The 26,447-nt window shown below is 65.2% G+C and carries 21 protein-coding genes and 1 tRNA gene; 18 read left to right on the top strand and 4 right to left on the bottom strand.

Translation table 11 applies throughout. The features are described from left to right. Positions 1-6: 6 nt before the first annotated feature. The 5 genes from ACZ7LE_RS08405 (at position 7) to ACZ7LE_RS08385 (ending at position 8,010) form a co-directional block, all read left to right on the top strand. Complete coding sequence (locus ACZ7LE_RS08405) at positions 7-375, top strand: nuclear transport factor 2 family protein (RefSeq protein WP_470402832.1); 369 nt, start codon at positions 7-9, stop codon at positions 373-375. A 131-nt stretch (positions 376-506) separates the two neighbouring features. Continuing rightward, a tRNA-Gly gene (locus tag ACZ7LE_RS08400) sits at positions 507-577 on the top strand. Positions 578-769: 192 nt separating this feature from the next. Beyond that, positions 770-2,155, top strand: a complete 1,386-nt coding sequence (locus ACZ7LE_RS08395) for a tyrosine-type recombinase/integrase (RefSeq protein ID WP_470402831.1) — start codon at positions 770-772, stop codon at positions 2,153-2,155. A 95-nt stretch (positions 2,156-2,250) separates the two neighbouring features. Further along, the gene (locus ACZ7LE_RS08390) at positions 2,251-2,625 is read left to right on the top strand and encodes a helix-turn-helix domain-containing protein (RefSeq protein WP_470402830.1); all 375 of its coding nucleotides are present in this window, start codon (positions 2,251-2,253) and stop codon (positions 2,623-2,625) included. 1,299 nt (positions 2,626-3,924) lie between these two features. Continuing rightward, complete coding sequence (locus ACZ7LE_RS08385; protein WP_470402829.1) at positions 3,925-8,010, top strand: helix-turn-helix domain-containing protein; 4,086 nt, start codon at positions 3,925-3,927, stop codon at positions 8,008-8,010. A gap of 390 nt (positions 8,011-8,400) precedes the next feature. Here the strand turns inward: ACZ7LE_RS08385 and ACZ7LE_RS08380 are convergent, their stop codons facing one another. From ACZ7LE_RS08380 to ACZ7LE_RS08370, 3 genes are all read right to left on the bottom strand, one after another. Next, positions 8,401-9,126 carry a hypothetical protein gene (locus ACZ7LE_RS08380; protein WP_470402828.1) on the bottom strand — a complete coding sequence of 242 codons (726 nt, stop codon included), beginning with the start codon at positions 9,124-9,126 and terminating at the stop codon, positions 8,401-8,403. Positions 9,127-9,309: 183 nt separating this feature from the next. Next, a complete protein-coding gene (locus tag ACZ7LE_RS08375; RefSeq protein WP_470402827.1) occupies positions 9,310-9,807 on the bottom strand; it encodes an SAM-dependent methyltransferase in 498 nt (165 codons plus the stop codon). Between the two features lie 14 nt (positions 9,808-9,821). Continuing rightward, positions 9,822-11,225 carry a hypothetical protein gene (locus ACZ7LE_RS08370; protein ID WP_470402826.1) on the bottom strand — a complete coding sequence of 468 codons (1,404 nt, stop codon included), beginning with the start codon at positions 11,223-11,225 and terminating at the stop codon, positions 9,822-9,824. 242 nt (positions 11,226-11,467) lie between these two features. Here ACZ7LE_RS08370 and ACZ7LE_RS08365 point away from each other — a divergent pair, with 242 nt between their 5' ends. From ACZ7LE_RS08365 to ACZ7LE_RS08330, 8 genes are all read left to right on the top strand, one after another. Further along, positions 11,468-11,734 (top strand): hypothetical protein, encoded by a 267-nt coding sequence (locus tag ACZ7LE_RS08365; RefSeq protein ID WP_470402825.1) that lies wholly within the window; start codon positions 11,468-11,470, stop codon positions 11,732-11,734. Then, positions 11,731-12,849: an HAD family hydrolase gene (locus ACZ7LE_RS08360; RefSeq protein WP_470402824.1), complete on the top strand. Its 1,119-nt coding sequence runs from the start codon at positions 11,731-11,733 to the stop codon at positions 12,847-12,849. The genes ACZ7LE_RS08365 and ACZ7LE_RS08360 overlap by 4 nt, the downstream gene beginning before the upstream one ends. A gap of 196 nt (positions 12,850-13,045) precedes the next feature. Continuing rightward, complete coding sequence (locus tag ACZ7LE_RS08355) at positions 13,046-14,386, top strand: hypothetical protein (RefSeq protein ID WP_470402823.1); 1,341 nt, start codon at positions 13,046-13,048, stop codon at positions 14,384-14,386. Further along, the gene (locus ACZ7LE_RS08350) at positions 14,383-15,588 is read left to right on the top strand and encodes a metallophosphoesterase (protein ID WP_470402822.1); all 1,206 of its coding nucleotides are present in this window, start codon (positions 14,383-14,385) and stop codon (positions 15,586-15,588) included. Before ACZ7LE_RS08355 ends, ACZ7LE_RS08350 begins: the two co-directional genes overlap by 4 nt. Further along, complete coding sequence (dcd, locus tag ACZ7LE_RS08345) at positions 15,585-16,118, top strand: dCTP deaminase (RefSeq protein WP_470402821.1); 534 nt, start codon at positions 15,585-15,587, stop codon at positions 16,116-16,118. The genes ACZ7LE_RS08350 and dcd overlap by 4 nt, the downstream gene beginning before the upstream one ends. Beyond that, entirely contained in the window at positions 16,115-16,651 is a 537-nt protein-coding gene (locus tag ACZ7LE_RS08340; protein WP_470402820.1) for a dCTP deaminase, read from the top strand. The genes dcd and ACZ7LE_RS08340 overlap by 4 nt, the downstream gene beginning before the upstream one ends. Continuing rightward, positions 16,648-17,733: a glycosyltransferase family 4 protein gene (locus ACZ7LE_RS08335; protein WP_470402819.1), complete on the top strand. Its 1,086-nt coding sequence runs from the start codon at positions 16,648-16,650 to the stop codon at positions 17,731-17,733. The genes ACZ7LE_RS08340 and ACZ7LE_RS08335 overlap by 4 nt, the downstream gene beginning before the upstream one ends. A 77-nt stretch (positions 17,734-17,810) precedes the next feature. Then, a complete protein-coding gene (locus ACZ7LE_RS08330; protein ID WP_470402818.1) occupies positions 17,811-18,854 on the top strand; it encodes a serine hydrolase domain-containing protein in 1,044 nt (347 codons plus the stop codon). Positions 18,855-19,259: 405 nt separating this feature from the next. Here ACZ7LE_RS08330 and ACZ7LE_RS08325 read toward each other — a convergent pair whose 3' ends face one another. Further along, entirely contained in the window at positions 19,260-19,499 is a 240-nt protein-coding gene (locus ACZ7LE_RS08325) for a response regulator transcription factor (protein WP_470402817.1), read from the bottom strand. A 545-nt stretch (positions 19,500-20,044) separates the two neighbouring features. On the opposite strand from ACZ7LE_RS08325, the gene ACZ7LE_RS08320 reads away from it, so the two are divergent. From ACZ7LE_RS08320 to ACZ7LE_RS08300, 5 genes are all read left to right on the top strand, one after another. Continuing rightward, complete coding sequence (locus ACZ7LE_RS08320) at positions 20,045-20,623, top strand: hypothetical protein (protein ID WP_470402816.1); 579 nt, start codon at positions 20,045-20,047, stop codon at positions 20,621-20,623. A 682-nt stretch (positions 20,624-21,305) separates the two neighbouring features. Beyond that, positions 21,306-22,355 (top strand): CBASS cGAMP-activated phospholipase, encoded by a 1,050-nt coding sequence (locus ACZ7LE_RS08315; RefSeq protein ID WP_470402815.1) that lies wholly within the window; start codon positions 21,306-21,308, stop codon positions 22,353-22,355. Continuing rightward, entirely contained in the window at positions 22,352-23,377 is a 1,026-nt protein-coding gene (locus ACZ7LE_RS08310) for an SMODS domain-containing nucleotidyltransferase (RefSeq protein WP_470402814.1), read from the top strand. Before ACZ7LE_RS08315 ends, ACZ7LE_RS08310 begins: the two co-directional genes overlap by 4 nt. Continuing rightward, a complete protein-coding gene (locus ACZ7LE_RS08305; RefSeq protein ID WP_470402813.1) occupies positions 23,374-25,254 on the top strand; it encodes a ThiF family adenylyltransferase in 1,881 nt (626 codons plus the stop codon). The genes ACZ7LE_RS08310 and ACZ7LE_RS08305 overlap by 4 nt, the downstream gene beginning before the upstream one ends. Next, positions 25,241-26,413, top strand: a complete 1,173-nt coding sequence (locus ACZ7LE_RS08300; RefSeq protein ID WP_470402812.1) for an SAVED domain-containing protein — start codon at positions 25,241-25,243, stop codon at positions 26,411-26,413. The genes ACZ7LE_RS08305 and ACZ7LE_RS08300 overlap by 14 nt, the downstream gene beginning before the upstream one ends. The last annotated feature ends 34 nt before the right edge of the window (positions 26,414-26,447 follow it).

The following is a 26,447-nucleotide window of genomic DNA, read 5'->3' as shown; positions in this document are numbered from 1 at the left end:
GCCTGGATGTCGGCACGAGAGGTCATGGAGCGGCTCGCGGACGTCATCGACGGGCACCGGTGGGACGAACTGCCGGGGCTGCTGGACCCCGCGTTCACCTGTCACTACGTGCACACCGGTGAGACGTACGACGCCGACGCGTGGGTGCGGCTGAACGCGGAGTACCCGGGCTTCCAGAACCTGCGGCTCGAGGACTGCGTGGCGGACGGCGACCGTGCTGCGGGCCGTGCGCATGTGACGGGGCTGTCCGACGGCGAACTGCAGCACTTCGAGGTGGCGACGTTCATCACGGTGCGCGACGGGCTGATCGCGGAGATGACGGAGGTGTGGACCGACGTCGGGCAGGCGGCACCGGAGGGGACGCGGCCTTCGTGAGGTGGTCGGCGCATCGGTGGTGGGGCGGGCGGTGCGCGGCGGGCAGACGACGCACGCCACACGGGCGGAGCCGCTGGCAGGGCCCGAGGTTTGCTAAGGTAACGCCCGCACCGTGCGTCGAGCGCGGGCTTGCGGGCGTAGCTCAATGGTAGAGCCTTAGTCTTCCAAACTAATTACGCGGGTTCGATTCCCGTCGCCCGCTCAGAGTGCGGAAGCCCAGGTCAGGATAAGTTTCTGACCTGGGCTTCGTGCATTCTGGGGAGCTGGAAGCGGCGCTGCGTGGGCCCTAATGGGCCCTAAGTCGTGCGCGACAGGGCCCGGAACCGGAGCCGCAATGTCCGCTTCACCCGACCCGCAGCTGCCCGCCCATGGTGATCCGCCCACACCTCGAAGCATGTCCGCCCGCAAGAGCCGCAACAACCGTCGTACGTACGGGAACGTCCGTAAGCGCGCCTCGAACCGCTGGCAGGCCCGGTATACCGGGCCTGACGGGGAGCGGCGCCCGATCGGCACGTTCGAGACCGAGAAGGCGGCGAACGTCGCCCTGGCCCGTGTGCTCAGCGACGTCTACCAGGGCACCTACCGCGAGCCCGAGACGGGCGACGTGCCGCTGCGCGAGTACGCCCGGCGCTGGCTCGCGACCCGTGACCTGAGGCCCTCGACGCGCAGCGGGTACGAGGGGTTGCTGGACCGCTGGATCCTCACACCCCTGGACAGCCCGGGTGCAGCGCGCAAGCTCGACCTCGGGTCGCTGCCCCTGCGTTCGCTCTCGCACACCATGGTGAGCGAGTGGTACGCCGCCGTTCGGGAGGCGACCGCGGCCTCGGCCGCTAAGTGGCTGTCTCGCGGCTCCGGGCCAGGCGATGCCGCACACGTGCGCGCCTGGGCTGGGCAGACCGGGCACCCTGTGAAGAAGTCCGGGCGAATGCCCGCCGCACTGTGGGAGGCCTGGCGTGCTGCCGGCGCGCCTGCAGCTGCGGCGAACGAATCCCGCCGCGACGAAGCAGTGACCGGCCGCACCCAGGCGGCACGCGCCTACGCGCTGCTCCGGACGATCTGTGGCGACGCCGTACGCGATCAGCTGATCGAGGCGAACCCGTGCCGGATCCGAGGCGCGGGTCAGACCCGGCCGGCGGAACGCGTCATCCCCGGTGACTCCGTGGTCGACGCGATCCTGGCAGCCTTCGCGGGGCCGTCGGAGCGGTACCGCGCGGCCGTTGTGGTCGCTGCGCACTCCGGGCTCCGGGCCGGCGAGCTGTTCGCGCTCGAGCGGCAGCATGTCGAACGGACGGCAGCGGGAGGCGTGCGGCTGAACGTGCGCCAGTCGCTCGTGGAGGTGAAGGGCAAGCCGGTCACGTTCGGCCCACCCAAGTCAGACGCTGGACGCCGCAAGGTGCACCTGCCACCGGACGCGGCGCAAGAGCTCCTGGCGCATCTGGACCGCTATACCGCACCCGGACCCCGGGCTCTGGTGTTCGCCACGAAGACCGGGAAGCCGGTTCGGGGCGGCCAGCGGACCGGCATGTTCACGCGAGCCAAGAGGCGCGCCGGAGCGCCCAGCGAGATCCGCTGGCACGATCTACGACACCTGGCCGCGACGCGAGCCGCGGAGGCCGGAGCGACGCTGGCCGAGCTGCAGCGCCGCATCGGTCACTCGACGGTCGCCGCCGCCATGGTCTACCAGCACGCGACCGACGACGGCGACGCGCGCCTGGCCGCGCGGATGGCTGAGATCCAGGCCGCTCGGCGGGCACCGAACGTGCTCCAGTTCCCCGCCTAAGTGTGAGCCGGCCTGCCGTCGCCTAGCGCGGCGGCAGGCGCTTGGTGTTTCGCCCACACCTGTCTGACCAGAGACCGTGATCAGGCAGGAGTGTCATGAGCAACCAGGACATGCTCCCGTTCGTCGTTGATGATCCCCTGCTCACGGCGGCCGAAGCCGCCGAAGCGCTGGGGGTATCTCGCTGGTGGTTCGGCGAGCTCGTCCGCCGGGGCCGCATAGGGCCGTGTGCCCGGATCGGCAATCGTCTGCGGATCCGCCGGTCGGTCCTCGACCGATACCGGGCCGAGCAGGCGGGCGACCCGGAGGACCCGTACCTGACCTACGAGGAAATCGCTGCTTGCCTCGGGGTCTCGTCGTGGACTGCCGGGGAACTGGTGCGGCACGGACTGCTCACGAGTGCGCAGATCGGGCGGCGGGTAGTGGTTCGACGGTCGGTGGTGGACGCCTACATCGAGACTTGTACGGGGTGATATCGACGCTCGGCGTCGGAGCGTTTGCGCTGGTCATATGGTCCTGCCAAATTGGCAGAACCATAATTATCCGTTTTGTTCGCCAGGGCCGGAGCAGGCAGCCGCTCCTCGGCCGTTTCGGGTAGAAGTCCAGGTCACGCGGTGGTGCCAAATTGGCACCACCGCAGATGTCCGGAATAGCCCTGAGGCTGCGGACCGCCCAGCCGTGGCCGCGCGGCATGTCGGAACGAACCCGCAGGTCGCACGGTGGTGGCAATTTGCCACGACCGCGCATGTCCGAGTTAGCCCGCAGCATCTGCGCCTGCCTGTCCCATGCTCACGATTGTGCACGCCACCTGTACCCGTCGAGGTACCAGTTGACGTCCCCCTTGCAGTGTTTCCGAGTAGGTTCCGGGTGGGGGACATGGCGGTGAACAGGGCAAACGCATGTCCCCCAACTTGTGAGAATTGCTCAGAGGCGGGACGTCGGAATCGGAGCGCGCTCCTGCGTGGGCATCGCCCGACGGCGGCTGGGTCAGTCGGCTTCGCCCACTGACCTCCGCCGGACGGCCTGCGCGCGAGTACACATCCATGCGTCGATGGTGACGCACGAGCGCGCGCTCTGCGCACACCCAGATGGCTGCACACCAGGGTGTGCGGAGGTATCCGCGCAGGTGAGAGGCGCGCACCACTTCAACCCGTCGGGGCCAGATCTTGTCGGCGAGGTCGGAGAAAGATGCCAAATGCCAGAATTGGCCTCACGCCGGTTCGAGGTCGCGGAGGAGCTGGACAACAAGGCTGAGCGGTTCGCCGAGCGTGGTCCACCGGGACTTCTCGGCGACGCCCGGCGCGTCGCTGAGCGCCATCGTGAGACCGTCGCGGCGCTGCCGGAAATGGGACCATCCCTCGTAGTGCGCGGGCACGACTGAGACAGGCCGCAGCAGCCGGACGAGCTCGACGGCGCCCTAGGCACACATCGTGTAGGCGAGCGGGTCGGCGATCGGGAACCCGACCTTGCCGACGTGCAGGACGGCGGTACCGATCGTAAGGCGTCGGGTGACGCTCCGAACGTCGTGTAACACCGTGTCGCCCCGCAGTCGCAGCCGCCGCCAATCTCACCAGTAGCTTTCGCGGATCCTCGACCAAGACACGCCGGCTCCGGACGACGGCGCCCAGCTGGAGAGTCGGGCAACCCGTTCAAGCCGGACCGCCTCCTGGGGCGCCTCGTCATCGCGCGGGGGTCCGAAGTCCGCAGTGCGACGCACGCATCAAACGCGTGCGTGGTTGAAAACGCACGCACTCCACGCGTACGATCTCCGTATGTACGCCGCGCTTGGACAACTGATCCGTGAACGCCGCGAAGCTCTTGGGCTTGATCAAAAGGGCCTCGCTGCTCAACTCAGTGTTGGGCAACAAGCGGTCAGTAGCTGGGAGCGAGGCCGATCGAGGCCAAGGCGAGCGACGCTGACTGAAATCGCGGCGGTGCTCGCGGCCGATGAAGCGATCTTCGTCGAGGCTGGCGCGTACCACCGACCCGCAAACGCCGTCGGACCACCGGTCCGGCCGCTCACTCGCGCGCTTCCGCTCGACGAACTCCCTGAGGACCGGTTCGAGGACCTGCTCGCCGAACTAATGGCCACGATGCACTCGAACGGTCACGCCAGCAAGTACGGCGGCCGTGGTCACAAGCAGTACGGGATCGATATCCTGGTCACCGACGGCGGCACGAACCTCGCGACCGGACAATGCAAGCGGCACCGTGAGTTCGGACCGGCAGCCGTGCTCAAGGCGATCACTGAGGTGACCATCACGGCGCCCAACAACTACCTGTTCCTATCTCGCCTCACCGCGACCCCTGCCGCCCGCGCCGAGGCCGGCAAGCACAGAGGGTGGGAGCTCTGGGACGGCGAAGACATCTCGCGGTACATCCGGAACCTGCCGCGGGAACGGGCCGTGCGGATGGTCGACACATACTTCCCTGGACACCGGGAGTCATTCCTCGGCATTGCCTCGCCAGGACCATGGCTACTGCCTGAGGAGCACTTCGATGCCACCCGGAGCTCGATCTTCAACCATGAATGGAGCCTGGCCGGCCGGCGGGAGCAAGCCGAACAGCTCGTTTCCGCCGCGTACCAGCCAAACGCAACTCTCGCGCTCGCCATCGGCGCCGGGGGCGTCGGCAAGACCCGACTTCTAAAAGCTCTCACCGATGCCGCGCCGTCCGGTGCTTGCGTTCGGATTCTGCCAGGCGACGCGCGGGTGACCGCGACCGACTTCGAGCTCCTCCCTCACGATGGCGGGTTGACCGTTGTCATCGACGATGCGCACGAACTCACCGAGATCACCAACGTCGTCGCCGGTATTTGGCGCCGCAATCGCGATGCCAAGATCGTTCTAGCTACCAGGCCATACGGTCTGAGAACGCTTAAGGAGGAACTAGCCCGCAATGGCCTTCTCCCGGAACCGCACATCGAGGTAAGGCTGGGTGACCTGGACATCGACGCCGCGACGGCCCTGGCACAGGAGGCGCTGGGTGGCGACTCACCCCCGGCGGTTGTACAGCGCTTGGCCAGGCTGACGATTGACTCGCCTCTCGCAACCGTCGTCGGTGGTGTACTTATCAAGCAAGGACGTCTCGATCCTCGAGCGTTGGAGCAGGACGACGACGTCCGACTCCACATCATGCGCGGATTTCGCGACGCGCTCGTGAAGGATCCGCTCGCTAATGATCCGCCAACGCGCAGCGCCGTGCTTGACGCAATCGCTGCCTTGCAGCCGTTTCGGACAAATGACGCCAGTGCCAGACAGTCGCTAAGTGCGATCGTCGGGAAGCCTTACGACGAGTTACACAAGCACCTGCGCAGTCTTGAGAACGCTGGCATAATCCGGCGCCGCGGCGAGTCGCTGCGAATCGCACCTGACCTGCTCGGCGACGTGATCTTGACTGACGCGGCTTTCGACGACAGCAGTCCCCTCGGCACTGGATATCTCGCTCGCATTGAACCGCTGGTTGCGGACACTAGTGCCGAGCATCTGTTTGTGAATGTGAATCGAGTCGACTGGCAGGTTCGCAACAAGCAGCATGGCGCACCGAGCCTTTCCGACTCCCTCTGGGCTGCGTTTCAGGCCCGGATCGAGGCGGCCGACCTGATCGACCGGCGGAGCCTCTCAGAACTACTGGCCAAGGTCGCGTATTTTCAACCTAAGCGCACCCTCGCGGTGACTCGCTGGCTCATCGACAACCCGACCGACCACATCAGCGACGAGAACGCCGCCTGGAAGGTGTTTCTTGCGGCCGACTACAACGCTGTTTTGCAAACTCTTCCACCGACTCTCAAACTCGCTGGAATGACGTTGGACAGCCTTCCCGAGGCGTTGATTCAACTGTGGGAACTTGCTCAGAACGATGACCGTCCAACTAATTCAAACCCTCAGCATCCACTTCGAGTCCTCTGCGAGCTATCGGCGTTTGACCAAGCGAAACCCGTTATGTTCAACAGTCGGATTGTCGACATCGCTTCAACATGGTTTGCCGATGGTCAGCGAATTTCGCCGTTCGAAGCGTTGGAGCCAATGGTTGCAACCGAGGGTGAAGACTCAACGTTCCGCGGTCACACAATCACCTTCCAGCGCTACTCTCTCAATCCGGGGAGCGTGATGACACTTCGGCAGCGAGTGATCGATCTCGCCTTTGACGAGATGAAGTCGCCAAATCGCCGGCGGGCCGGGGCCGCCGTTAAACTCCTGAAGGCGGCGTTGCATTTCCCAGCCGGCACGTTCGGCCGCGACGTATCGGGCACCAAGCGGGACGGATGGACACCTGGGTTCGTGAAGACCATCGAACGACTCGGCACCACTGCGACCACCCTCACGCTGGATCCTGCTGTGTTGGTCAGCATTCGTGACGCCCTGTATTGGCATGAGAACTACGCGGAAGGTCCGACCCGTAAGGCGGCAAAGCAGGCCGTGGAGTCACTCCCCCGCGGAGTCGAGCCGCTGCTGGCGCTCATGATTCACGACGGATGGGGGCACCTGGTTCGCGACCGAGGTGACGACTATGAGGCGATGGAGGCCAAGCGCATTCAGCTCGTCGAGGATGTCGTGGCGGGTTTGGCCTCGTACAGCGATCAGCAGGTGATCGACTTGCTCGTCGCACGGCTGCGGGCTGAGCGTGAGGTCCTGGGGCCTTCCGAAGGTCACCCGGGCCCGGTCGTCACTGCGCTAATCAAGGCACGACCCTCGCTAGCACCGGCCATGCTTCGATACATCGGTACAAATCCGTATCCCAACGATCTTGACCCGGTGTTGCCCGTCGTTCTTGCCGCGTTCGCGGATCTCGACCCGGAGCAGGCGCTCGCAGATGCAAAAGACCTGCTCGCGAGCACGTCAGAGGAACGGCGGCGCCTCGTCGCCCAGGCAATCGGCTGGAACCGTGGCTTGCGCGCGCTCTACGACGGAGAGCTCGAACTGCTCCTACAACTCGCCCGTGATGCAGACCCAACCATCCGGCGGAACGTCGCTCGGGCAGCCCAGCTCCTGGCTCGAAGCCAACCTGTCGAGGCAACACGGCTGCTCGCTGCACTCCGATTCTCCGATGATGAACAACTCGCTTCCGACGTCTTCTTGAACTTCCGTAGCGACCTCGGTATCTCGTGGAACAACTTCTCCGAACCCGAACTTGAACTGATTTGGAAGGATCTCGTGGCACTGCCACGCATCAGCGATTACTCGGTCGCAGAAGCGCTCGCGACTCGATCGTCAACCGACCCAGAGTGGGTAATACGACTACTTAAGGAAAGGATTGAGCATGCCGAGACTCTTGAGTCTCTTCACGGGTACGAAGCGGTTCCATTCTCTTGGGACAATGGCCTTCGCTTCCGAGAGAACTCCAATTTCAGTGCGCACCTGGTAGGAATCCTCGACTGGATAGCCGAGAACCTCGACTCCTGGGCTCGGCGGAGGATGGGCGCAGAACTTTTTGCAGTCGTCGCAACGCGATACGACAGCCAGGTCGTCAGCGTGCTTACCAGGGCGCTAGCGACTGGCTCTAGCGAGAAAGTGCGGGCCGTGTCCGCTGTGCTAAATGAGGCTTCACGAACCTTCATTTGGGAACAGGCGGAATTCGTTAGCACTGCACTGCACGCTGCCGACCAATTTGGCGAGGACCTTCGACGAGAGATGGCTGGCGCGCTGTGGGCCGCGACGATCTCAGGCGTTCGCTCGGGAACAATTGGCGAGCCATTCCCCGAAACTATCGAACAACGGGATCGCTCGCGCCAGATCGCAAAGCGCCTTCCTGCGGGCTCGCTCGAAGAGCGTTTCTACAGCAATATGGCAGATTCCGCAGAGAAGGATATCGCCAATGAAGCCGCAGAAGATGCGGTTGGCGACGGGCGTATCTGGTAGTCGAGGAACCAGCGCTCCGGGCGGCCCGCAGGTATCCCTGTTCAGCGGCGGACGAGCCGGCTTGTGCACCTGGTTCTCCCAGAGGGTGGACCGGTATGTCTCGCGGCGTACGACGAGTTGAGCCTCCGAATTTCGTAGGCTCCGTTTTCCAGAACAATCTCAATGACTCAACACAACGCCTTCTCGCACCCAAGCACGTGAACGGGGCTTGATACATCCACACGGGAAACGCCGTGAACGTCGATATGAACAACTGGGTCGAAAGCCTGACGTGATTCGGTAGTACGATCCGATCAGGCGGGACACGCGAACTGTTCCTCTGCAAACGCCAAAGCCTCGCCAACCCGCGCAGGGGTAAATTCAGGGTGCCCTATCCCGGGTCGGCCGCAGTCAAGCGGCTTGGAATCGGCCTGCGAGAACTCTCAACTCAATGTGGAACGCCTCGATGCGAGCTACCGCAGGCGTGCCGACCGTCTGGAGGAGATAGGCACGCAGGGCCCGCACGTCGAGGTTACGACGTGCAGCATCGACCCGGAAGACCTGTGGGACGGTGGCCTGACGGATGATGCCATTCACGTTCGATAGTGCTGACTGAGACTGATGGGCAAGCGTGTTGCGCACGAGGCGCCCGACGATCGCGGGCATGAGCTGGTACGCCGTGACGGTGGACGCTGCCTTCCTGTACGGGCCCGCGAGCCACCTTGAGACATGGCGTCGGAGTTCCTTGTGGTCGCGTACCGCGATGTTGAAACCGTCCGGCTCCAGGATGCCGCGCACCGCCGAGACCTTGAGGTGCGAGGTTGACAGGAGCGTCTGAGACAGAACATCAGCAGGTATCCCGAGATTGTCTGTGGCGTACTCCGTCAGTTGATCAGCAAGTCGAATCGCGGCTGCTGACGGGTCTCGGTTCACAGCGGCGATCATCCACTCGGAGTAGAACGACTCCCATGAACTGAGCAGCGCCAAGAGCGAGTCGCTCGCCACGCGGCGCCGAAGACGCAGAGAGTCAGACGCGTGTGCGGCTATCGCCGCATCGATGGCACGCCAGTCGGCGAGGGCCTCGAACGTCCGGTCCTGGAACCCGACGACGACGTTGTTCGGATCAGCCTTCCTCATGTGTCAAGACTGCGGTGTGTGGCGGCACCCCGCCTCCGCTGAGCTCGCGTGGGCTGTTAGTCGCCCCCAGCAACTCCCGCGGCGGCAGGGCGGAACAGCACATCGGTCGCTCAGATCGTCCACTACCAGAGGCATTTTGTGAGCCTGCTGCGGGGAGCCCGCGCGGGCGTGAACTGCGCACAGTCAGGGCTGAGGCTGTTCGCTCTGTACCGGGGCGAAGTAGTCGCCAAGCATCTCGGAAACCCACGATGGCTGATGCGTCTCGCCGCGAGGCCCCATCTCAGCGAACCACGGCTTGATGTCGAGTACCGGAGTCCCATCGACCGCGTCGAGATCCTCGACGTGCAAGTCCGAGCCGTCGATGGACAGCAGCCGGCAGCGCGAGACGCCGAGCCAGTTCTGGCGTCGCATGTTCCGGTGCCCGAAGATACCGACCACGGGCCAGTCCGGATTGTTGCGCGGGCGACGCGCACCGGGGTGGAGGTCGGACTGGTCGGTCAGGTGGAAGAAGAAGGCGACCTCCAGGTGGGAGAACTCGTCGAGTCCAGCGACTGACTCCTCGGTGTAGGCGTCCGGGTCAATCCGGATGATCGAACGCGTCCCGCCCCAGTAGTCGTCGGTCGGTTCAATGCGACCGCCGACGACGTGCGCAACGGGGGTCATGACGATGGGGTCGGTCAACGTTCCTCCGCAGGTCAGTTGGTGGCAGCGAGATAGGCGCTGGCTCGCTCGTCGAGAATAGCCGCGTCTGAGCTGGTGATCTTGTAGACCGCGAGTGCGGAGCGCATCTCCACGATGGTCTGGCGGGCCCGTGCTGACTGCACGCCGTCCATCGCGTCGAGAGCCGCGTTCCACGTCTCTACTGCTTGCTCAAGTTCGCCGCGCCTGGCTTGCACGTCCCCGAGATACCCCAGCGTGACCGCATGCGTTCGCTTGAAGGTGGACGCCTTCCGAGTCGCGACCGAGTGCTCCAGTTGCTGTTCGGCTCCGGCGAGGTCTCCGATGTCACGCAGGGTGTTGCCAGTCTCGTGCGCGAGGGACGCTTCGCCGAAGAAGAACACCCGCGTGGGCTCGTCCCCGCCTTCCGTCGCTGCGGAGAGGTCGCGCTCGGCCCGGAGCAGCGCGGACGACGCGGCACTCCCCTGGCCAGTCGCGGCAAGTGCACGGGCATGCACCACGCCTAGGAGAGCGCGTTCGCGGGGTGCGGCAGCCTTGTACCGGTCGCCGTCGACCGATGCTGACGCGAGTTCCTGGGCCTGGTTCGGATGGCCGAGGTCTATCGCCTGGTGCGCCATCGCGCGGAGCGTGTGGGCTGCCATTGCAGGATCGTCAGCCTCCGCCGCGAGCTTGACCGACGAGGTGAACAGCCCCTGGGCGATGCCGTGCTCTGCATTGTCGAAGGCCATCCAGCCGGCGACGTAGGCCAGCTCGGAAGCGGCGGAGAACATCTCGCTCCGGAGGGCGTCGTTCGGGAACGATCCGTTCAGGAGACGGTGGACGTCGTCGGTCAGGTACTGCATGGCGGCTGCCCGTGCGTGCCCGCCGCCGTGCCGTTGGTCCATTCGAGAGAAGAACGAGACCGACTCCTGGACGGCTTCGAGATCGCCACGTCCGACCGAGCGCACACCACGTGCAGCGCGCTCGGCTGATCTGCGGACCATCTCGGTCCACCACAACTCACTCGGTAGTGCGGTGGCGACGGCTGAGTAAGCCGCCAGACCGAGCAGGCCCCGTCGGGTGAGATCCACGTACTTGCTCCCCAGGTCGGCCAGCCCGGCAAGCGTATCCAGATCCCATGTGGACGAATGACCAGTTTCTCGCGCCGCGTTCCCCCGCTTGGTCGGGTAGAACCCGATCTCGATGTCCGTCGAGACCCCCAGGACAGCGCGAAGACCGTCGCGATACTGCTGGCCCGGCCAGCGCGACTGGCCACGCTCGTACCGAGCGATCGCATGGGCATCGAGAGCGATGCGCTGCCCGGTCAAGGCCCAGACGTGTGCGTTCACAGCCTCCGCTAGCTCTGCGCGTGACATGGGCTCGCCAGGGCGCTGGCGTGACAGGAGGGCTTCGCGCCGCTCGCGAAGCAACTCGTTGACCATCTCCTCGCCCCCTCCCAACCTGTGGGTCGCCCGCGGAAGGCCTTCGCCAGATTGTCCCGTTGATTGCCCTGCCCTGGCGAGTGAATCGCAACAAGAGTAGCGAGCAGACGCATTCCAACGACCGATCGCAGACGGCCCGGCAAACTTCGGAGAGTCCCGTGAACCACAGAGCACCAGCGACGCGACACCTTGAGGCACCCGCTCCACCGCGGAGCACGACAAGTCGTCAGACGCGACGCGCCGTGGACATCAATGATGGTCTGGCGGCAGCGTCAAGATTCCTTGACCTCATCGGAGCCGACCGCATCGAACTGGTGACTGTGACCGCCAACCGGGTCAGCCTCCTGCCTGCAGATCTGAAGGAGGGCGAGCAGATCGCCCGCGCGCTTGGGCTGACCGTTCCGCTGGATCACCGGATGTTCGTGCCCGGCAACACGGTATGGACTGGGGAGCGCGAGGACCTTGAGATCCAGGTTCGGTCGATGCTGCGTCAGGTGGTCGCTCGATGAACGCCGTGACGGTCACAGAGACCCGCACGCTCGTAGCGCTCGACATCGACGGCACTTTGGTGGACGACGGGCGGATCCCGTCTGGAACGGTCAAGGCCTTGGACCTGGCCCGTGCCGCTGGTCACCAGATCGTGCTCGCCACAGGGCGGTCCCTGGTCGGCCTGTTGCCGATCGCTACCCGTCTGGGGCTGGGCGACGGGTGGGCCGTCTGCTCGAACGGTGCGCTGACCGTACGGTTGGAGCGGTCGGCGCCTTCGGGGTACGACGTCGTGGAAGGCCGGACCTTCGACCCGGCCCTGGTGATCCACCGCGCCCTGGACGTCGCCCCCGGCGTACGCGTCGCGGTCGAGGAGGTCGGGTGGGGCTGGAAGACGAGCCAGCCGTTCGAGCCGGGAGAACTCAACGGGCAGCAGAAGCTCGTCACCATGGATGACCTGACCGCACGGCCTGCCACCCGGATCGTTCTCGCTGCGCCGGGGATCCGGCAGTACACCGACGCACTGCACGCGACCGGGGTCACGGTGACCGCAATGGGCCCGGACTGGGCCGATATCGCGGGCCGCGGCGTGAACAAGGCGGTTGCGCTGGATGGTGTCCGCCAGCACCTGCGCGTACGTCCCGAGCGGACGGTCGCTGTTGGGGACGGCGTGAATGATCTGCCGATGTTGGCCTGGGCCAGGCGGTCGGTAGCGATGGGTCACGCCCCGGCGATCGTACGCAGCGCCGCCGACGAGACCACCGGCACGATCGCGGATGGCGGTGTGCTACCGGTGCTGGCCTCCCTCGTCCCTGCCGTGGACAGTTCTCTGTCTCCGTTGGCCGCCCAGATCGCCACAGCCGAGACCAGCGCTCCCGGACCGGTGGTGCTCCGGGTGTGGCACGGCGCCGGCGCGGAGCTCTCCCGGTGCGAGGCATGGAGTCTCCAAGACGGGCGATGGGCCCGGCACGCGCCGATTCCGTCCGGAGTCGGCACCACCATGCGCGCAATCGAGACCGCCGCCCTGGAGGCCGGTCTCCCCTACCCCCGTGGTGAAGAGGGTCGCCGCCGGGCGCAATGGCGCAGCGTGACCGGTCACGGACCAGCCGGGTTCGAGCTTCCCCTGAATGGCGTGTAGCCAGACCACGCTTTCCGAACTTGCGACTGTCCTTGCCCCGGACTGGTCGCGAGCCGCCCCCAGACGGCGGATCTCAGGCTGAGGTTCCCACCCCCGGGAGCCTCAGCCGCCCCAAGCGAGCGCTCCGCACAGCAGAAGCCGCAGCGCACGTGAGCCGTCGTGCGGCGCGGCGAGGTTCCGACCAAAGGAGAGAGGCATGAGCCAGACCGCGGACATGACTGCACGGATGCCACGGCCCCACGGCCGGGACGGCGCGGCAGCACCCACGATCGTCGTCCGTCCGCGCGCCCGCCTGTCGGGCGCGGTCCGGGTCGACGGCTCGAAGAATGCGGCGTTGCCTCTGCTCGCCTGCGCTGCGGTCACAGGACGACCGGTGCAGGTGACGAACATCCCATCCAGCACGGATGTGGGCGTGATGCTCACGCTTCTACACCTTGCTGGCTTTGGGGTCGACCACCCGCCGAACGATCGGCAGTCCGTGACCGTTCGGCCAGCTTCCGGGCGCCGCCCTGGCGACCTGAGTGCCGCTGGAGCTATCCGGGCGTCGTACTACCTGGTTCCCGCGCTCCTGGGAGCCCACGGCCGCGCCGACCTGCCCTGGCCCGGTGGCTGCCGGATCGGGGATCGTGGGATGGACCTACACTTCGACGTCTACGCCGCGTTCGGCGATGCGATCGCCCTCGACAGCACCGGGTACCGCGTAACAGCACAGGAGACTCCGACCCAGGTGACGACAAGTCTCCCGTTCCGTTCCCGGGGCGCGAGCGTCGTGGCCGTGCTCCGAGCCGTCGTCGGGCGAGTACGGATGGAGCTGGGTAATCCGAACCTGTCTCCGGAGTTCACCGGGATTCTCAACGCTCTGCGTTCGGTCGGCTGGCGCATCGATCTGCACCCGTCCCGTCTCCGGATGGAACCGCCGCACGGTGCCGACGATGCTGCGGTGTCGTGGCGGGTTCCGGGGGACAAGATCGAGGCAGGAACCCTTGCGTGCGCCATCGCGGCCACGGGCGGCAATGGACGTGTCGACGGAGTTGCGGGTCGTGATGTCGAGTACGTCGCCGGGCTGCTCAACGGTGTCGGCATTCGCGTGCTTGTCGAGGACGATGGGTTCGCCGTCCTCGACGAGGGTGAGCGCATCGGCGACGGTCTGCGCGCCATCTCGTCTTTGGACCCAGGAGGTCTGGACGCCGACTTCGAACCGGCCCTGATGGCCCTGGCACTGGGGTTGCCCGGCACCCACGAGTTCTCCGACCCGATCAATCCAGGGCGGCACGGAAACCTGCTGACGCAGTTCGCCCGCCTGGGTGCCGACATCGAAGCCTTGACTTCGACCACGGCCCGCCTGACCGGACCACAGCATCTGGCGGGAGGGACCGCGGAGGCCACGGACATTCGGACAGGTTCGGCCCTGCTGATAGCAGGCTTGGTCGCCCACGGCGAGACGACCGTGACCGGGGTGACACAGCTCCAGCGCGGCCACGCTGACCTACCCGGCAAGCTTCGTGCTCTGGGCGCAGACATCCAGGAACTCCCATGATGGAACGCGTCCTGGAGCGGATCGTAGCGACGACCGACGTGCACTCTCAGCTCGGCGAGGTCGTCCCGTTGCTCGCTGGGCTGCACCGCGCACGCCGCGACGCTCTGGTCGTGGACTGTGGGGACTTCTTCGAGGGGACTGGCTACTACCGTCTCGGCCAGGGCCGTATCGAGATGGAAATCCTGGTCTCGCTCTACGACGTTCTCCTCCCAGGTAACCACGGCTGGCGCCATCATCTCCGACCAGGCCTACGCGAGAAGACCGTGTGCGCCAACGTCGTCAACGAATCGAGCGGCGAAGCACCCTTCCGCCACCTTCACCCAACCGTCATCCGCGGACAGCGGGTGGCCGTGACCGCAGTGATCGGCGCGCAGGCGTTTGCCGCAATCCCCATGAACGAGAGATCTGGGTACCGAGTCGTCGACCCTGCCGAGGCGCTCACCGACGTGTGGGAGAAGCACCAGCATGAGGTCGATGCGTGGGTGTTGCTGTCGCACTCCGGCTTCGACCAAGACCTTCGTCTCGCTGACGTGTGCCCGTTTCTCGACGTCATCTTCGCGGGCCACTGCCACAGTGAGCGCCGTGGACCGGAACAGGTCGGCTCAACTGTCGTCGTCAAAGGGCCCGAACTCGCGGCCGGCTACTCGACCGCTGCACCAGAAGGCGGAGGCTGGCGCGCGAGTGCTGCCCAGTTCGAGGCCGGGGACACGCTTCCGACGCCGCTGGAGCCGATCGGTCGTTCGGTGGAAGTTCTCCGTGACCAGTTGACGGTACCGCTCGTCCCGCTCGATTCCTCCTGGAGAGACCACTTCCTTGACCGTAGGGCGGTGCTCGATCAGGTCGCCAGAAATCTTGCAACGGGCACCTCCGCCGCCGTCGTGATCCTCAACGAGTCAGCGCTGCGGCAGGTCCATCTCGGGCAAATGCTGACCGTCGACAATCTGATGGCCATCGAGCCGTTCGGCAACCACATAGTGCACGCACAGTTCGAGCCGGAAGTGTGTCTCGCAACCCTGCTCGCTGAGTTCGAGGAGCGGTCCGGTCCCCTGATCGTCGAACCCTGTCCGGCGCCCGCCCGGGTGACAAGCGTCCTGACCACGAGTTACCTCGCCGAAGCGCTTCCGCTGGCTAGCCCGCCCAGCACGGTTCTCAGACTTAGCCGGGCCGTCCGTCATGCCCTCTGCTCGGAGGTAAAGCCATGATCCTCACAGGTCCCGAGATAGCTGAATCAGTACGTGACGGGCGTCTTCGCGTCACACCGTTCGAGCCCGCGCAGGTCAACCCGAACAGTTACAACGTACGCCTCGGCTCGACCCTCATGACGTACGTGGACCCCATCATCGACGCCCACCGCCCGAACCCCACAGCCAGCATCGAGATCGGCCCGAAGGGGCACGTCCTCCAGCCGGGTCAGCTCTATCTCGGGCACACGCTTGAGGAGGTTGGCTCGGATGTGTTCGTGCCGCTGCTGTTCGGACGGTCCTCGGTCGGGCGACTCGGCCTCTTCGTGGAGATCACCGCCCCGATCGGCGACATCGGGTTCCACGGCCAGTGGACCCTCATGCTCGCGCCCACCCGCCCGCTGCGGGTCTACGCCGGGATGAAGATCGGCCAGATCATGTTCTTCGTCGCGGCCGGACCGCTCGAACTGTACGCGGGCAAGTACCAGGCAGCGCAGGGACCGCAGGCCTCGCGCTACTGGCACGACGTCCCTCACTCGGCGGCCTCATGATCCTGACCGGACCCGCAATCGCCGCAGCCGTCGCTGCCGGGGACATCACCATCGATCCGTTCGACCCGGAACGGATCTCCGCGAACGCGTATGACTGGCGACTCGGTGCAGCACTCCGGGCTTGCACGACGGACCTGGACGCCGCATTTCCAACACCCTTCACCGAGGTCACTATCCCCGAGTCGGGGTACGTCCTGGAGCCCGGAGTCCTGTATCTCGGGGTGACCTTGGAGCGCACAGCCTCAGACCGGTACGCCCAGATGCTCAATGGCGACCGTGTCACTGGTCGCCTCGGCATCTGGGTTCACGTCTCCGCGCCCCTCGGCCATGTAGGGCACGCGATCCGCTGGACACTGGAGATCCGCACTGTCAGACCGGTTCGCGTCTATCCCGGGATGACATTCGGCAAGCTCATCTTCCTGCGCACCTACGGGCCGGCGGCCAGCTACCAACAGCTCGGCCGCAAGTACACCTCAACCGACGGCATCGACATCTCCCGGCTCCACGAAGAGTTTCAGGAGAACGCTCCATGACCGCTCGTGTGGCGACTTTCCTCGATCTGCCGGCCGCAAGCCCCGGCGGCAGTGTGGAACTGTTCCGCGACCTGTACACCGGCACCGAACCGCTGATCTCCGCACGAGCATTCATGCTCGACGCCGGCCACGACAGACGTCCGGCCGTGCCGGGCCTGGACCTGCTCGCGGTCGAGGGCAAGTGCCTCGACGAGCCCGGATTCGCGCAGTACGTCACTGCCCTGCACCGCGCTTTAGCCGATGCGCTCGACCCCGGAGACGTCGACGTTGTCCACCTGCAACACCTCGCCTTCGGTGCCACTCCGGCTCTCCTGAAAGCGCTCCCGGACCACCCAGCGGTTGCCTTGGTCCATGGGACCGACCTGCTGTTCGCCGAGACCCACCCCGACCAACTGCGAGTCCTGCGCGACACGATCCGCCGTGCGGATGCGATCGTCGTACCCACCTCCGCGATGGCAGACCGACTCCAGACGCTCGCTCCTGGCACTGGCCGGATAGCGAAGATCCCCTGGGGCATCCCCGACGAACTTCTCGCCGGGTCACCTCCACGAGGCTCATCCCCCAAGGGCGCGCAGCGACTCCTGTATGCGGGCCGACTCACCCCCGAGAAGGGCGGCGGCCGCCTTGTCCAAGCCCTCGGGAGCGCCGTGGACTTGACGGTCAGCATCGCCGCGCCACCCTACGAGTTCGGCGAGCTCCAGCCAGCCCTGCGGCACGCCGGGCTCGATGTCAACTACCTCGGGTGGCTTCCCAGGCGTGAACTGTGGAAGGCATTCGCGGAGCACGACGCCCTGCTCATGCCCTCCACCACCCTGGAAGCCATGGGTCTGGTCGCCCTCGAAGCACAAGCCTGTGGACTGCCGGTGCTCTACCAACCCGTACCGGGCCTCGACGAGGCCCTCGGCGTGTCGGCGCTGCCCACGGACTTCACCGACCCGGATCGCGTCGCGAGGAACCTACGTCACCTCGTCACACCTGGCGTAGCCGACGAACTCCGCGAATCCGCCCGCGCCAACGCCGCTCGATTCCCCTTGTCCGTCACCGCTTCCGCGCTGACCGCTCTTGGCGACAGCCTCGCCTGACCACACACATCCATCTCTTACCGCCCCGGTCACCCCTACGCTGGCCAGGACGGCTCATCCAAGAAGCAGAGGAACCGATGCCCTCCACCACCGAACAGCTTCGTGACCTGGTGACCACTGGAGTACACGACCGTGTCTACCCGGGCGCGGTATGGGCCGTAGGCGACGCAACTGGCATCACCGACCGCGGCGCAACGGGCCTCCTGGACCCAGCTCGACCCGATGAGCCCATGGAACCGGACACCGTGTTCGACGTCGCCAGCCTCACCAAGATCCTCGCCGTCTGGACCGCCATCGGGACCCTCTGGCAGGACGACCACCTGGACCTCGATGAACCCCTGGGCGCGTTCTGGCCCGACGTCGCCGGACACCCGCTCGGACGCGTGACCGCGCACCAGCTCCTGACCCACACCGCCGGGCTTCCCCTGCGCGCCCAGCTCAAGAAGCTCTACGGCACCAACCCTGACGTCATCCGGAACGGCGTCCTCCATGAAGCCCTGAACCGTGAGCCCGGCCAGGCCGTGGAGTACACCGACCGCGCCGCCCTCATCCTCGGCTACCTCGCCGAGTTTCTCGGCGGCGAACGACTCGACCGACTCGCCACCGCCCGGGTCTGGGGCCCGCTCGGCATGGGAGAGACCCGCTTCGGACCCCTGCCGACGGAACCGGCCGCGCGCTGCGCCCCGACCGAGTTCGACGACGAGACCGGCACCCACCTCAAGGGCACCGTCCACGACTTCTCCGCCCGCCTGCTCGGCGGCGTGAGCGGCATCGCCGGAGTGTTCTCCACCCTCGACGACCTGACCGTGCTGCTGCGTTACCTCCTGGACCCCACCACCGCCGTGGCCCCTGCGGGCTTCGGTCCCGAGTGGACGCGCGAGTCCCTCAACGTCCACACCGGCAGCCTCGAACCAGCTCGGGGCTTGTTCTGGCATCCGGCGCCCGGAACCGATCCCGCCGACCAGTCCTGGACGCACTACGGCTTCACCGGCACAGCCATCTGGCTCAACCCGAAGCAGAACCGCTGGGCGGCCTTGCTCACCAACAAGCTCTACTACACCCGGGACCGCGAACCCCTCGCCCATGTCCGCGACCGGTTTCGCGAGATCGTGTTCGGCTGACTGGATAAGGCTCCGGACCGCGTCCAGCACAACCTGAGTCTGCCCCCGGTCTGCCTGGTCGCGGCGGGCATGTTCGCCGACTTCACGGTGTAAACCGTGGAATTCGCCCTGACCTGCACGGACGCCTCTCCAAGACCTGCTCGTGGGCATCCCACGGGCATTCGAGGTTTATGTGCTGGTGCATGGCCTCAGACTCCCATTCGGGAGCGGCGTTCTGCCAGATCCGCAACGGCAACGCACGTGTGTCAGCCAGATCCAAGTAGCCGCGGCACTCACGACGCCCGCGGTCTCCGAGGCTGCTCCAGCCCGGTCTCGCTGCCCATCCGGCGACCGTCTCGGCGGAGCCAGGAGGGCGGCCCTTTGCGACGCGGCGGGCCGCTTGGAGCGCACCGATTCCGTGCGGCGTCAGCCGGTCCCGGCGGCCCCGAGATAGGTCGGCACAGCGAGGACGCGCCGGTTGCTGCCGTCGTCGGCCGCGATCCCGAGCTTCGCGAACAGCGCGGTAGTGTGCTTGCTGATCGCTTCTTCGCTGAGGTAGAGGCGCTGGGCGATGGCCTGGTTGGACAGGCTCTCGGCCATCAGCGCGACAACCTCGCGCTCGCGGTCGGTGAGCGCGCCGAGCGATGAGCCGGTGCCCGCGTTCACGATCTTCGCGACGACGGCGGGATCGAGGGAGGTGCCGCCCTGGGCGACGCGCTCGACCGCGTCGATGCGGCTGACTGCGGCTGACTGCGGCTGACTGCGGCCAAGCTTGCTCCCGATCGAGCCAAAGGGCTTCCATCTCGCGGCCCCGCCGGTAGGCCAATGTCAGGCATCGCTTCAAACCGACGATCCTCGCGGTCGCGCGATCGATCCTCAATTCGTCCTTCGATCGCGTCGCAGACAGACTGGACGAGCCGGTCCACCGCCTGTCTCAAGAACAATGCAGCGAAGACACACCCAAGTACAGCATCGCGTGGCTCGAGCCCGGGCGGGGCCACAAGCAGCCTCGTGAAGCTATCGATGCTCATGACAGTGCCGCGAGTCGGGTGCGGCAGCGACCCGGACGAAGCGTCTTGCCGTCGGCAGGACCGCCATTGCTTCGCCGGCGAGGTCTCCGGTGGCCGTTCACGCCGCATCACGGGCCACTGCCAGGGCAGAGACCCCCTCTCTCTGTCCAGCAGTCCCGTACCCTCGGTGGAGTGTCAGTGATGGAGTTCGTCGCGACGATGACGCAAGCGCTTGCTTGGCCGCTCGCTGTGTTCGGGGTCGCGTTGATCTTTCGAGCAAAGATCTCCGCACTGCTGTCCTCTGATATGAAGCGGCTGAAGGTCGGGCCCGTCGAGGCGGAGTGGGATCGGACGATCGCGGCGGCCGAGGTGGACCTAGAACTGGCGGGCGTCTTACCCGCCCGGGTGACCTCCTCTCAGCCCTCGGGACGACGCTCCGAGGTCCAAAGTGCGATCGATCTAGCACGGGCTTTGCTGGAGGGAGGCCACACCAATGCCGCCGTCGTCGAAGGCTTCAGAGCGGTCGAAATGAGCCTCTATTCGCTTTTGGAGGACGCTGGTGTTGAAGCGACACAACTCCGTCTGGGCGGTGCAGGCTTGGCCAAGCTCGCAGCGGAGCAAAGCCTTATTGCGGAAGAAACGTTGAGAGCCGTGGAGGGCTTAGCCGTGCTCAGAAACCTCGCAGCCCATGGCCACGTCGATACGGCTCAAGACCGCGTGGTCAACTACCTTGCGTTGACGGACACAGTCCTATACGCGATCGAGAACGTACAGGAGTAGTTGCGATCGCGGCCAAGACGCCTCGCCCCCTAGCACTTACACGCTGGTCATAAACTGCCCAAATCGCCACGCTCCTCGAACCACTTGCGCATGTTGCTGCGAACCGCGGCAACATCATGATCAGCCAGCCGCCGCAGCCTTCCAGAGGAGGCGGGCCTGCAAGTGAGCGGCTCTGGCGTTCCATAACTACGCAACTGCGTCAGCGGAGCCGCTTCCCGCACCTGTCCAGCCCGACAGCCTCAAGCCCCAGCACTCTGGCGAATTCCGCCAACTCCGAGCCCAACGAGCACGGCGATTGGCAGACGCCCCTCGGCAACGGTGATTCAAACCTCCAGCTTTCTCCGGGGCGCCGAGCTTCTTCGACCAGCTCCTACGACACGGCAGGCACGCTCGCACGAGGCCTCCGCCTGCCGCACCTGGTCCCTGAGCACGTATCGCGGACTCGGGACTCGGGACTCGGGACTCGGGACTCGGGACTCGGGACTCGGGACTCGGGACTCGGGACTCGGGAGGAGCAGAACGCCTTCGCCCGCCGCCGGTCCAAGCGACCGCATGTCGAACCGGGTGAAGGTCGCCCTGGGACCCTGAGCATGTCAGTGGCGGAGCGTAGATTCGCCATATGGCTGTAGCTTCCGCAAGTTCAGCAGAGCCCGACGGCGATAGGCCGCCCGGGCGGTCTGGTATGCCTAGTCTGCAGGATCAGCAGACTTCGACGAGCGAGAGTGCTGACGAACGGCGTCATCGCTTCCAGATTCTCGCGCTCGACGGCGGCGGAGCAAAGGCGCTCTTCACAGCCCACCTGCTCGCCCGCCTCGAAGAAGACCTCGGTGTCAGCATTGGCAAGTCCTTCGACCTGATCGCTGGCACCTCGGCCGGCGGCATCGTCGCGCTCGGTCTCGGAGCTGGCCTGAGCCCGGGCGAGATCGTCAGCCACTATGAAGAACTGGTCGATGCAGTCTTCCCGTCGGCACGCCGTCGCTTTTGGCGGCGACCGCGCCAACTCGCGGCGCCCATCTATGAAGCTGGCGTGCTGCGGACAGCGCTGAAAAAGGTGTTCGGGGATCGACCACTCAGCGCCAGCACGAAGCGGTTAGTCATACCTGCATGGGACGTCCAGCGAGGCGCTGTACACATCTTCAAGACGCCGCACCATCCGCGACTGCGCCGCGACGGCCGCATTCCAATGGTCGACATCGCGATGGCAACGAGTGCTGCACCGACCTATTTCGAAGCCGCACGTGTCGACGGGCAACGACTCATCGATGGTGGCGTCTGGGCGAACAACCCCTCAGTTGTGGCGATCAGCGAGGCCGTAAGCATGCTCAACGTGCCACTGGAAGCCATCCGAGTGCTCAACGTTGGCGCGGTCGATCAGCGGACCAATCACCCCGAGCGACTCGACACCGGCGGTTTGCTCAACTGGGCCAGACCAGCAGTCGACCTCGTGATCACCGCGTCGAGCCGGGGTACGCAAGGCACCGCCATGCACCTGATCGGCAAGGACGACTTTGTCCGCTTCGACGCTCTGGTACCTGGCAGGGTGTTCGCACTCGACCGAGCTAGCCCTGAAGCACTCGCGGGCCTAGCAGCTGGTGAGAGCCGATCGCTAAGCCCCCTGTTTACCGAGCGCTTCGCTGACCACGTCGCGAGCGTCTATACGCCCACGTCCTCACAGGACCGCGGCCACGCAGTCAACTCCGAAAATCCGATGACGCCGGGAGGCGCAGCATGAAACACGCCGACTACTTCAAGAACTTCCTCGACAACACCGTTAACCTGCCCCAGTCGAAGGTCGACCTGCTCAGCACAAGAGTTGACGCGATCTACAACTGCCTGAAAAACGACCCAGACCTGAAGCCGCTGATCAAGAAGAAGATCCCTCAGGGGTCCTGGCCCCAACGCACAATCATTAAACCCGTCAACGGCAACGCATTCGACGGCGACTTCATGCTCCAGATGGTCGAGGACCCCGACTGGGCCGACAACCTGAAGATGTACGGCGACGCCATCTACACCGTGTTGCACAAGACCTCGCCGTACAAGAACATGCCGCACGGTCGCAAGTGCCGTTGCGTCTACGTCAACTACGCCGAAAACGCGATGCATGTCGATGTCGTACCCTTCGTGCTGCGCGCCGACGGCACACAATGGATCGTCAACCGCGACGACAATAAGTGGGAACGCACGGACACCGATGGCTTTACCAGCTGGATGAAGGAAAAGGACGGCATCGCGAACAAGCACCTGCGCGAGGTCATCCGGATCATGAAGTTTCTGCGCGACCACAAGAACTCCTGGACGGGCACCAAGTCGGTGCTGCTGACGACGCTGTTGGGCGAGCGGGTCGAAAAGTGGCGGAAGGTGCTCGACAGCGGCTACTACAGCGACCTCCCGACCGCCCTGCTGCACATCGTCTCCGACCTCGACGACTACCTCCAGGTCAACCACTACAAGCCGGCCATCATGGACCCGTCAGGCTCCGGTACGTCGTTCGACCACCGCTGGACTCAGGAGACCTACGCTCACTTCCGCAAGCGGATCCACGTGCATGCCGCTGAGATCAAAGACGCCTACAAGGAGACTGATTTCGACGAGAGCGTGAAGAAGTGGCAGGCGCTGTTCGGAGACGGCTTCAAGGCACCGGCAGGTTCGGAGTCGTCCGCCTCCTCAGGCGTGGGCAAGTTCAGCGCTGTGTCCAGCGCCGCCGCTGCCGCCTCGCTGTCTACCGTCAAGCATTCGGGTCGCGCTGGGTGAGCACGCGGCGAGCCAGCGAGTGGCAGGCTAGGGTTCTTACGGACCTGGCCGCGTTCGCGGTCGCGTTCCCAGGCGAAGTCGAGCTGATCGGCAAGCCGCGGCATAGCGCCAGCGAAATGCGCGTGCGCCTGAGAGTTCGCACCGCGGGGCTAGAACATGTGGACGGTGGACTCCGGCTCCGCGACCACGAGGAGTTCCAAGTCACTGTGGGCCGGTCCGACGTCGCTCCTCCGCGAGTCGAGGTCGATCACCTTCGGTTCCTCAACCACGCTCACGTGCTTCAGGGCACGCGGCTATGCCTGTACCTCGACCCGTCCAGGGAGTGGGATCCCGGGGACGGATTCGGCGGCCTTGTCGACAGGCTCATGGAGTGGCTTAGCGACGCGGCAGCTGGACGTTTCGATGCTCAGACCGCTCTCTACCACGCTGTCGGCGGGGTGCTGCATGAGACGGATGGTGCGCCAAGCGTCGTTGTGCGCGACTCGCTCCCTTCGAACAGACTCGTCCAGCACGGATGGCTCATCGAGCGGGCGCCCAAGCGTTTGGACTTGGTCCTCAACCATGGCCAAGCACATTGGGGTCCCGCCGGTGACTCCGCTCAACACGCACCGATCTTCGACCTCGATGCTGCGCTGCCTCTGGGAGCCGGCACCACGTTGCTCTCTCTGCTGAGCCTCGTCGAAGATCCTTACGCAGGGCACCTGGCCCCCGGTGACGCGTTCACTACCAAGCGCTTCCGGACCGGGCTAGCCGTCCCGCTGCTGGCCGTTCTTGCCGCGAGCGCAATTCGCAAGCCGACCGGCACGCCTCAGCGCCTCGTCATCGCAGTCCCCCATCCCACTGGCGGCCCACCGCACCTGTTGGTCGCCAGCCTCCCGGCGTCGGGAGCCGACCAAATCCGGGACCTGGCCCGCGACACTATAAAGAGTAGCTCCTTGGCCAACATCGATCCCGCTAAAGTTGACCCCGATGCAGAGGTTGATTGGCTGCCCGTCTCCGATCAACGACCCGAGGTAACGACCCGCCGCGACTCGACGCGACCGGTATCTTCTTTCGCTGGAAAGACCGTGCATATCTGGGGCTGCGGCGGTCTGGGCTCGTGGGTTGCGGAATTCGTCGTCCGAGCAGGCGCTACGAAGGTCGTGCTATGCGATCCGGGCCGGATCACGGGCGGCCTCCTAGTCCGGCAGAATTTCGTCGAGACGGACGTCGGCGAGTCGAAGGTGGAGGCTCTGGCTGCGCGCTTGCGCGCAATCAGCGACTCCGTAGAGGTGACGCCTCGCGAAGCACCATTCCCCGTAGCCTCAGATCTCACCGATGCTGAAGTCATAATCGACGCAACCGTCAGCGTCGCGGTTGGCCGCATGCTCGATGCAGTTGCTACAACCTCTGGGCGACCAGTCTTGGCGCAAATGGCCTGCGACGTGCGAACCGGGACGCTTGGAATACTCAGCGTCTCGATGCCACCAGCGACCACAGGCTGCCTGACGATCGACCAGCAGGCCGGCAAGGCGGTGAGGGCCGACAGCGAACTGGAGCCGTTTCACGAGCTGTGGGGGGCCACCGACATTGAAGAGATCATTCCAACTAGGGGCTGCTCTGCACCGACCTTCCACGGCTCTTCTGCAGATTTGAGTGGCGTTGCAGCGAGCCTGACCAGCCTGCTCGGCTCTCATCTCGGTTCGAACGAACCTATATCCGGGACGCACTTGATCTCGCTACCGCATGGTGAAGCGGGACCGCGGCGGGCCTTCGTGGCAGCGTCCCACACTAAGTCACCGACAACGGCCCCGGGGTTGTCGCCAGGCCAGACAGACAGCGAATCTGCGGAGTCGAACCAAGACCTTCTTGGAGGAAAAACAGATGGCCTCATCTGACGCGCGCGACACCACCGTCAAACGCGATCGCATCAAGGAATCGGTGCGCAACGCTCTGTGGGCGCGCACCGCCGGACGCTGCACAATCTGCAACCGTCGCCTCCTCGGTGACCATCGAACGTACCTGCATTCAGTTCTCTTGGCGGAGTTGGCACACAATATCGGCGCCACCGATGGAGATGGATCACCCCGGAGCACGGACAATGACGGTGTCGATGACACGGAGGCCGAGGAGAACCTGCTTCTCTTGTGCCACGACTGTCACAAGATCATCGACAACCCCGACCACATGGACTTCTTTCCGCCCGAGAAACTGCGCGAAATAAAAGAGTCCTTCGAGCGACGCGTCGAGATGGTCACAGAGAACGGTGGCCTCACGCGTACCGCCGCCCTGCGAATTGGCTGCACGATTCGTGGCTCATTGGCGATAGCATCCCGGCGCCAGATCGCTGAAACGCTCCTTGCCGTCAACTACCTGGGGCTCGTCGAGACACAGCGTAGTGGCGACTTTACTTGTCGAATCAGCGGCTCCGCTGGCGGCCGCGGCTTCTGGGATGCCGCCCAGCAATCGATTGAAGACACCATCACCCAGGTCAGTCAAGCGGTCGAGAGTGGCGACGTTGAGCACATTTCTGTCTTTGCCATCGCACCGGTGCCTCTTCTCGTCTTTTTAGGATGGCATCTTGACGACAAGACACCAACACGCCTCTTTCAGAAGCACCGAAATCAGTTCCAGGGTTGGTCTTGGAGTGACCAGGGCGCCCCCATAGACTTTGAAGTCGTTGCCCCGGAGAAGGATTCCACCGCCCAGGAAGTTACACTGGTCTGCGCACTGACGAGCGAAGTGGCTCGCACGGCCTTTCCGTCCGCTCTCGACGGCGCACCGGTCATCGAAATAAGGCCGGTCGGGGAGCCGCCTGGGCCAAACCTGCTTTCGCATGAGCAGTCCCTATCTAGTTTCGCCGACCAGTGGCGGGCCGCGCTGGCGATGGCTGAGGCTCGTTTTCCAAGCGCGAAGCGCTGGCATTTCATCGCGTCGGCGCCAGTCACGGCTTCAATTGAGGCGGGGCGCGCAATTGTGCGAGACATTCACCCACCTGTGACGCTCTACGAGCACACAGGCGTCGCCTATGTGGCGGTGCTCAGCATTAACGAATAGCACCCTGACCTATTCCGCCAGTCAACGCTCCACA

It is taken from the genome of Promicromonospora sp. NPDC110617, assembly GCF_055598465.1.
This window is presented reverse-complemented; position numbering and strand designations above follow the sequence as displayed.

What these genes read in the sequence shown, in the direction of transcription:
- ACZ7LE_RS08405 (WP_470402832.1), top strand. Translation starts at nt 7, where the DNA reads ATGTCGGCACGAGAGGTCATGGAGCGGCTCGCGGACGTCATCGACGGG.
- ACZ7LE_RS08395 (WP_470402831.1), top strand. Translation starts at nt 770, where the DNA reads ATGTCCGCCCGCAAGAGCCGCAACAACCGTCGTACGTACGGGAACGTC.
- ACZ7LE_RS08390 (WP_470402830.1), top strand. Translation starts at nt 2,251, where the DNA reads ATGAGCAACCAGGACATGCTCCCGTTCGTCGTTGATGATCCCCTGCTC.
- ACZ7LE_RS08385 (WP_470402829.1), top strand. Translation starts at nt 3,925, where the DNA reads ATGTACGCCGCGCTTGGACAACTGATCCGTGAACGCCGCGAAGCTCTT.
- ACZ7LE_RS08380 (WP_470402828.1), bottom strand. Translation starts at nt 9,126, where the DNA reads ATGAGGAAGGCTGATCCGAACAACGTCGTCGTCGGGTTCCAGGACCGG.
- ACZ7LE_RS08370 (WP_470402826.1), bottom strand. Translation starts at nt 11,225, where the DNA reads ATGGTCAACGAGTTGCTTCGCGAGCGGCGCGAAGCCCTCCTGTCACGC.
- ACZ7LE_RS08360 (WP_470402824.1), top strand. Translation starts at nt 11,731, where the DNA reads ATGAACGCCGTGACGGTCACAGAGACCCGCACGCTCGTAGCGCTCGAC.
- ACZ7LE_RS08355 (WP_470402823.1), top strand. Translation starts at nt 13,046, where the DNA reads ATGAGCCAGACCGCGGACATGACTGCACGGATGCCACGGCCCCACGGC.
- ACZ7LE_RS08350 (WP_470402822.1), top strand. Translation starts at nt 14,383, where the DNA reads ATGATGGAACGCGTCCTGGAGCGGATCGTAGCGACGACCGACGTGCAC.
- dcd (WP_470402821.1), top strand. Translation starts at nt 15,585, where the DNA reads ATGATCCTCACAGGTCCCGAGATAGCTGAATCAGTACGTGACGGGCGT.
- ACZ7LE_RS08340 (WP_470402820.1), top strand. Translation starts at nt 16,115, where the DNA reads ATGATCCTGACCGGACCCGCAATCGCCGCAGCCGTCGCTGCCGGGGAC.
- ACZ7LE_RS08335 (WP_470402819.1), top strand. Translation starts at nt 16,648, where the DNA reads ATGACCGCTCGTGTGGCGACTTTCCTCGATCTGCCGGCCGCAAGCCCC.
- ACZ7LE_RS08330 (WP_470402818.1), top strand. Translation starts at nt 17,811, where the DNA reads ATGCCCTCCACCACCGAACAGCTTCGTGACCTGGTGACCACTGGAGTA.
- ACZ7LE_RS08320 (WP_470402816.1), top strand. Translation starts at nt 20,045, where the DNA reads ATGGAGTTCGTCGCGACGATGACGCAAGCGCTTGCTTGGCCGCTCGCT.
- ACZ7LE_RS08315 (WP_470402815.1), top strand. Translation starts at nt 21,306, where the DNA reads ATGCCTAGTCTGCAGGATCAGCAGACTTCGACGAGCGAGAGTGCTGAC.
- ACZ7LE_RS08310 (WP_470402814.1), top strand. Translation starts at nt 22,352, where the DNA reads ATGAAACACGCCGACTACTTCAAGAACTTCCTCGACAACACCGTTAAC.
- ACZ7LE_RS08300 (WP_470402812.1), top strand. Translation starts at nt 25,241, where the DNA reads ATGGCCTCATCTGACGCGCGCGACACCACCGTCAAACGCGATCGCATC.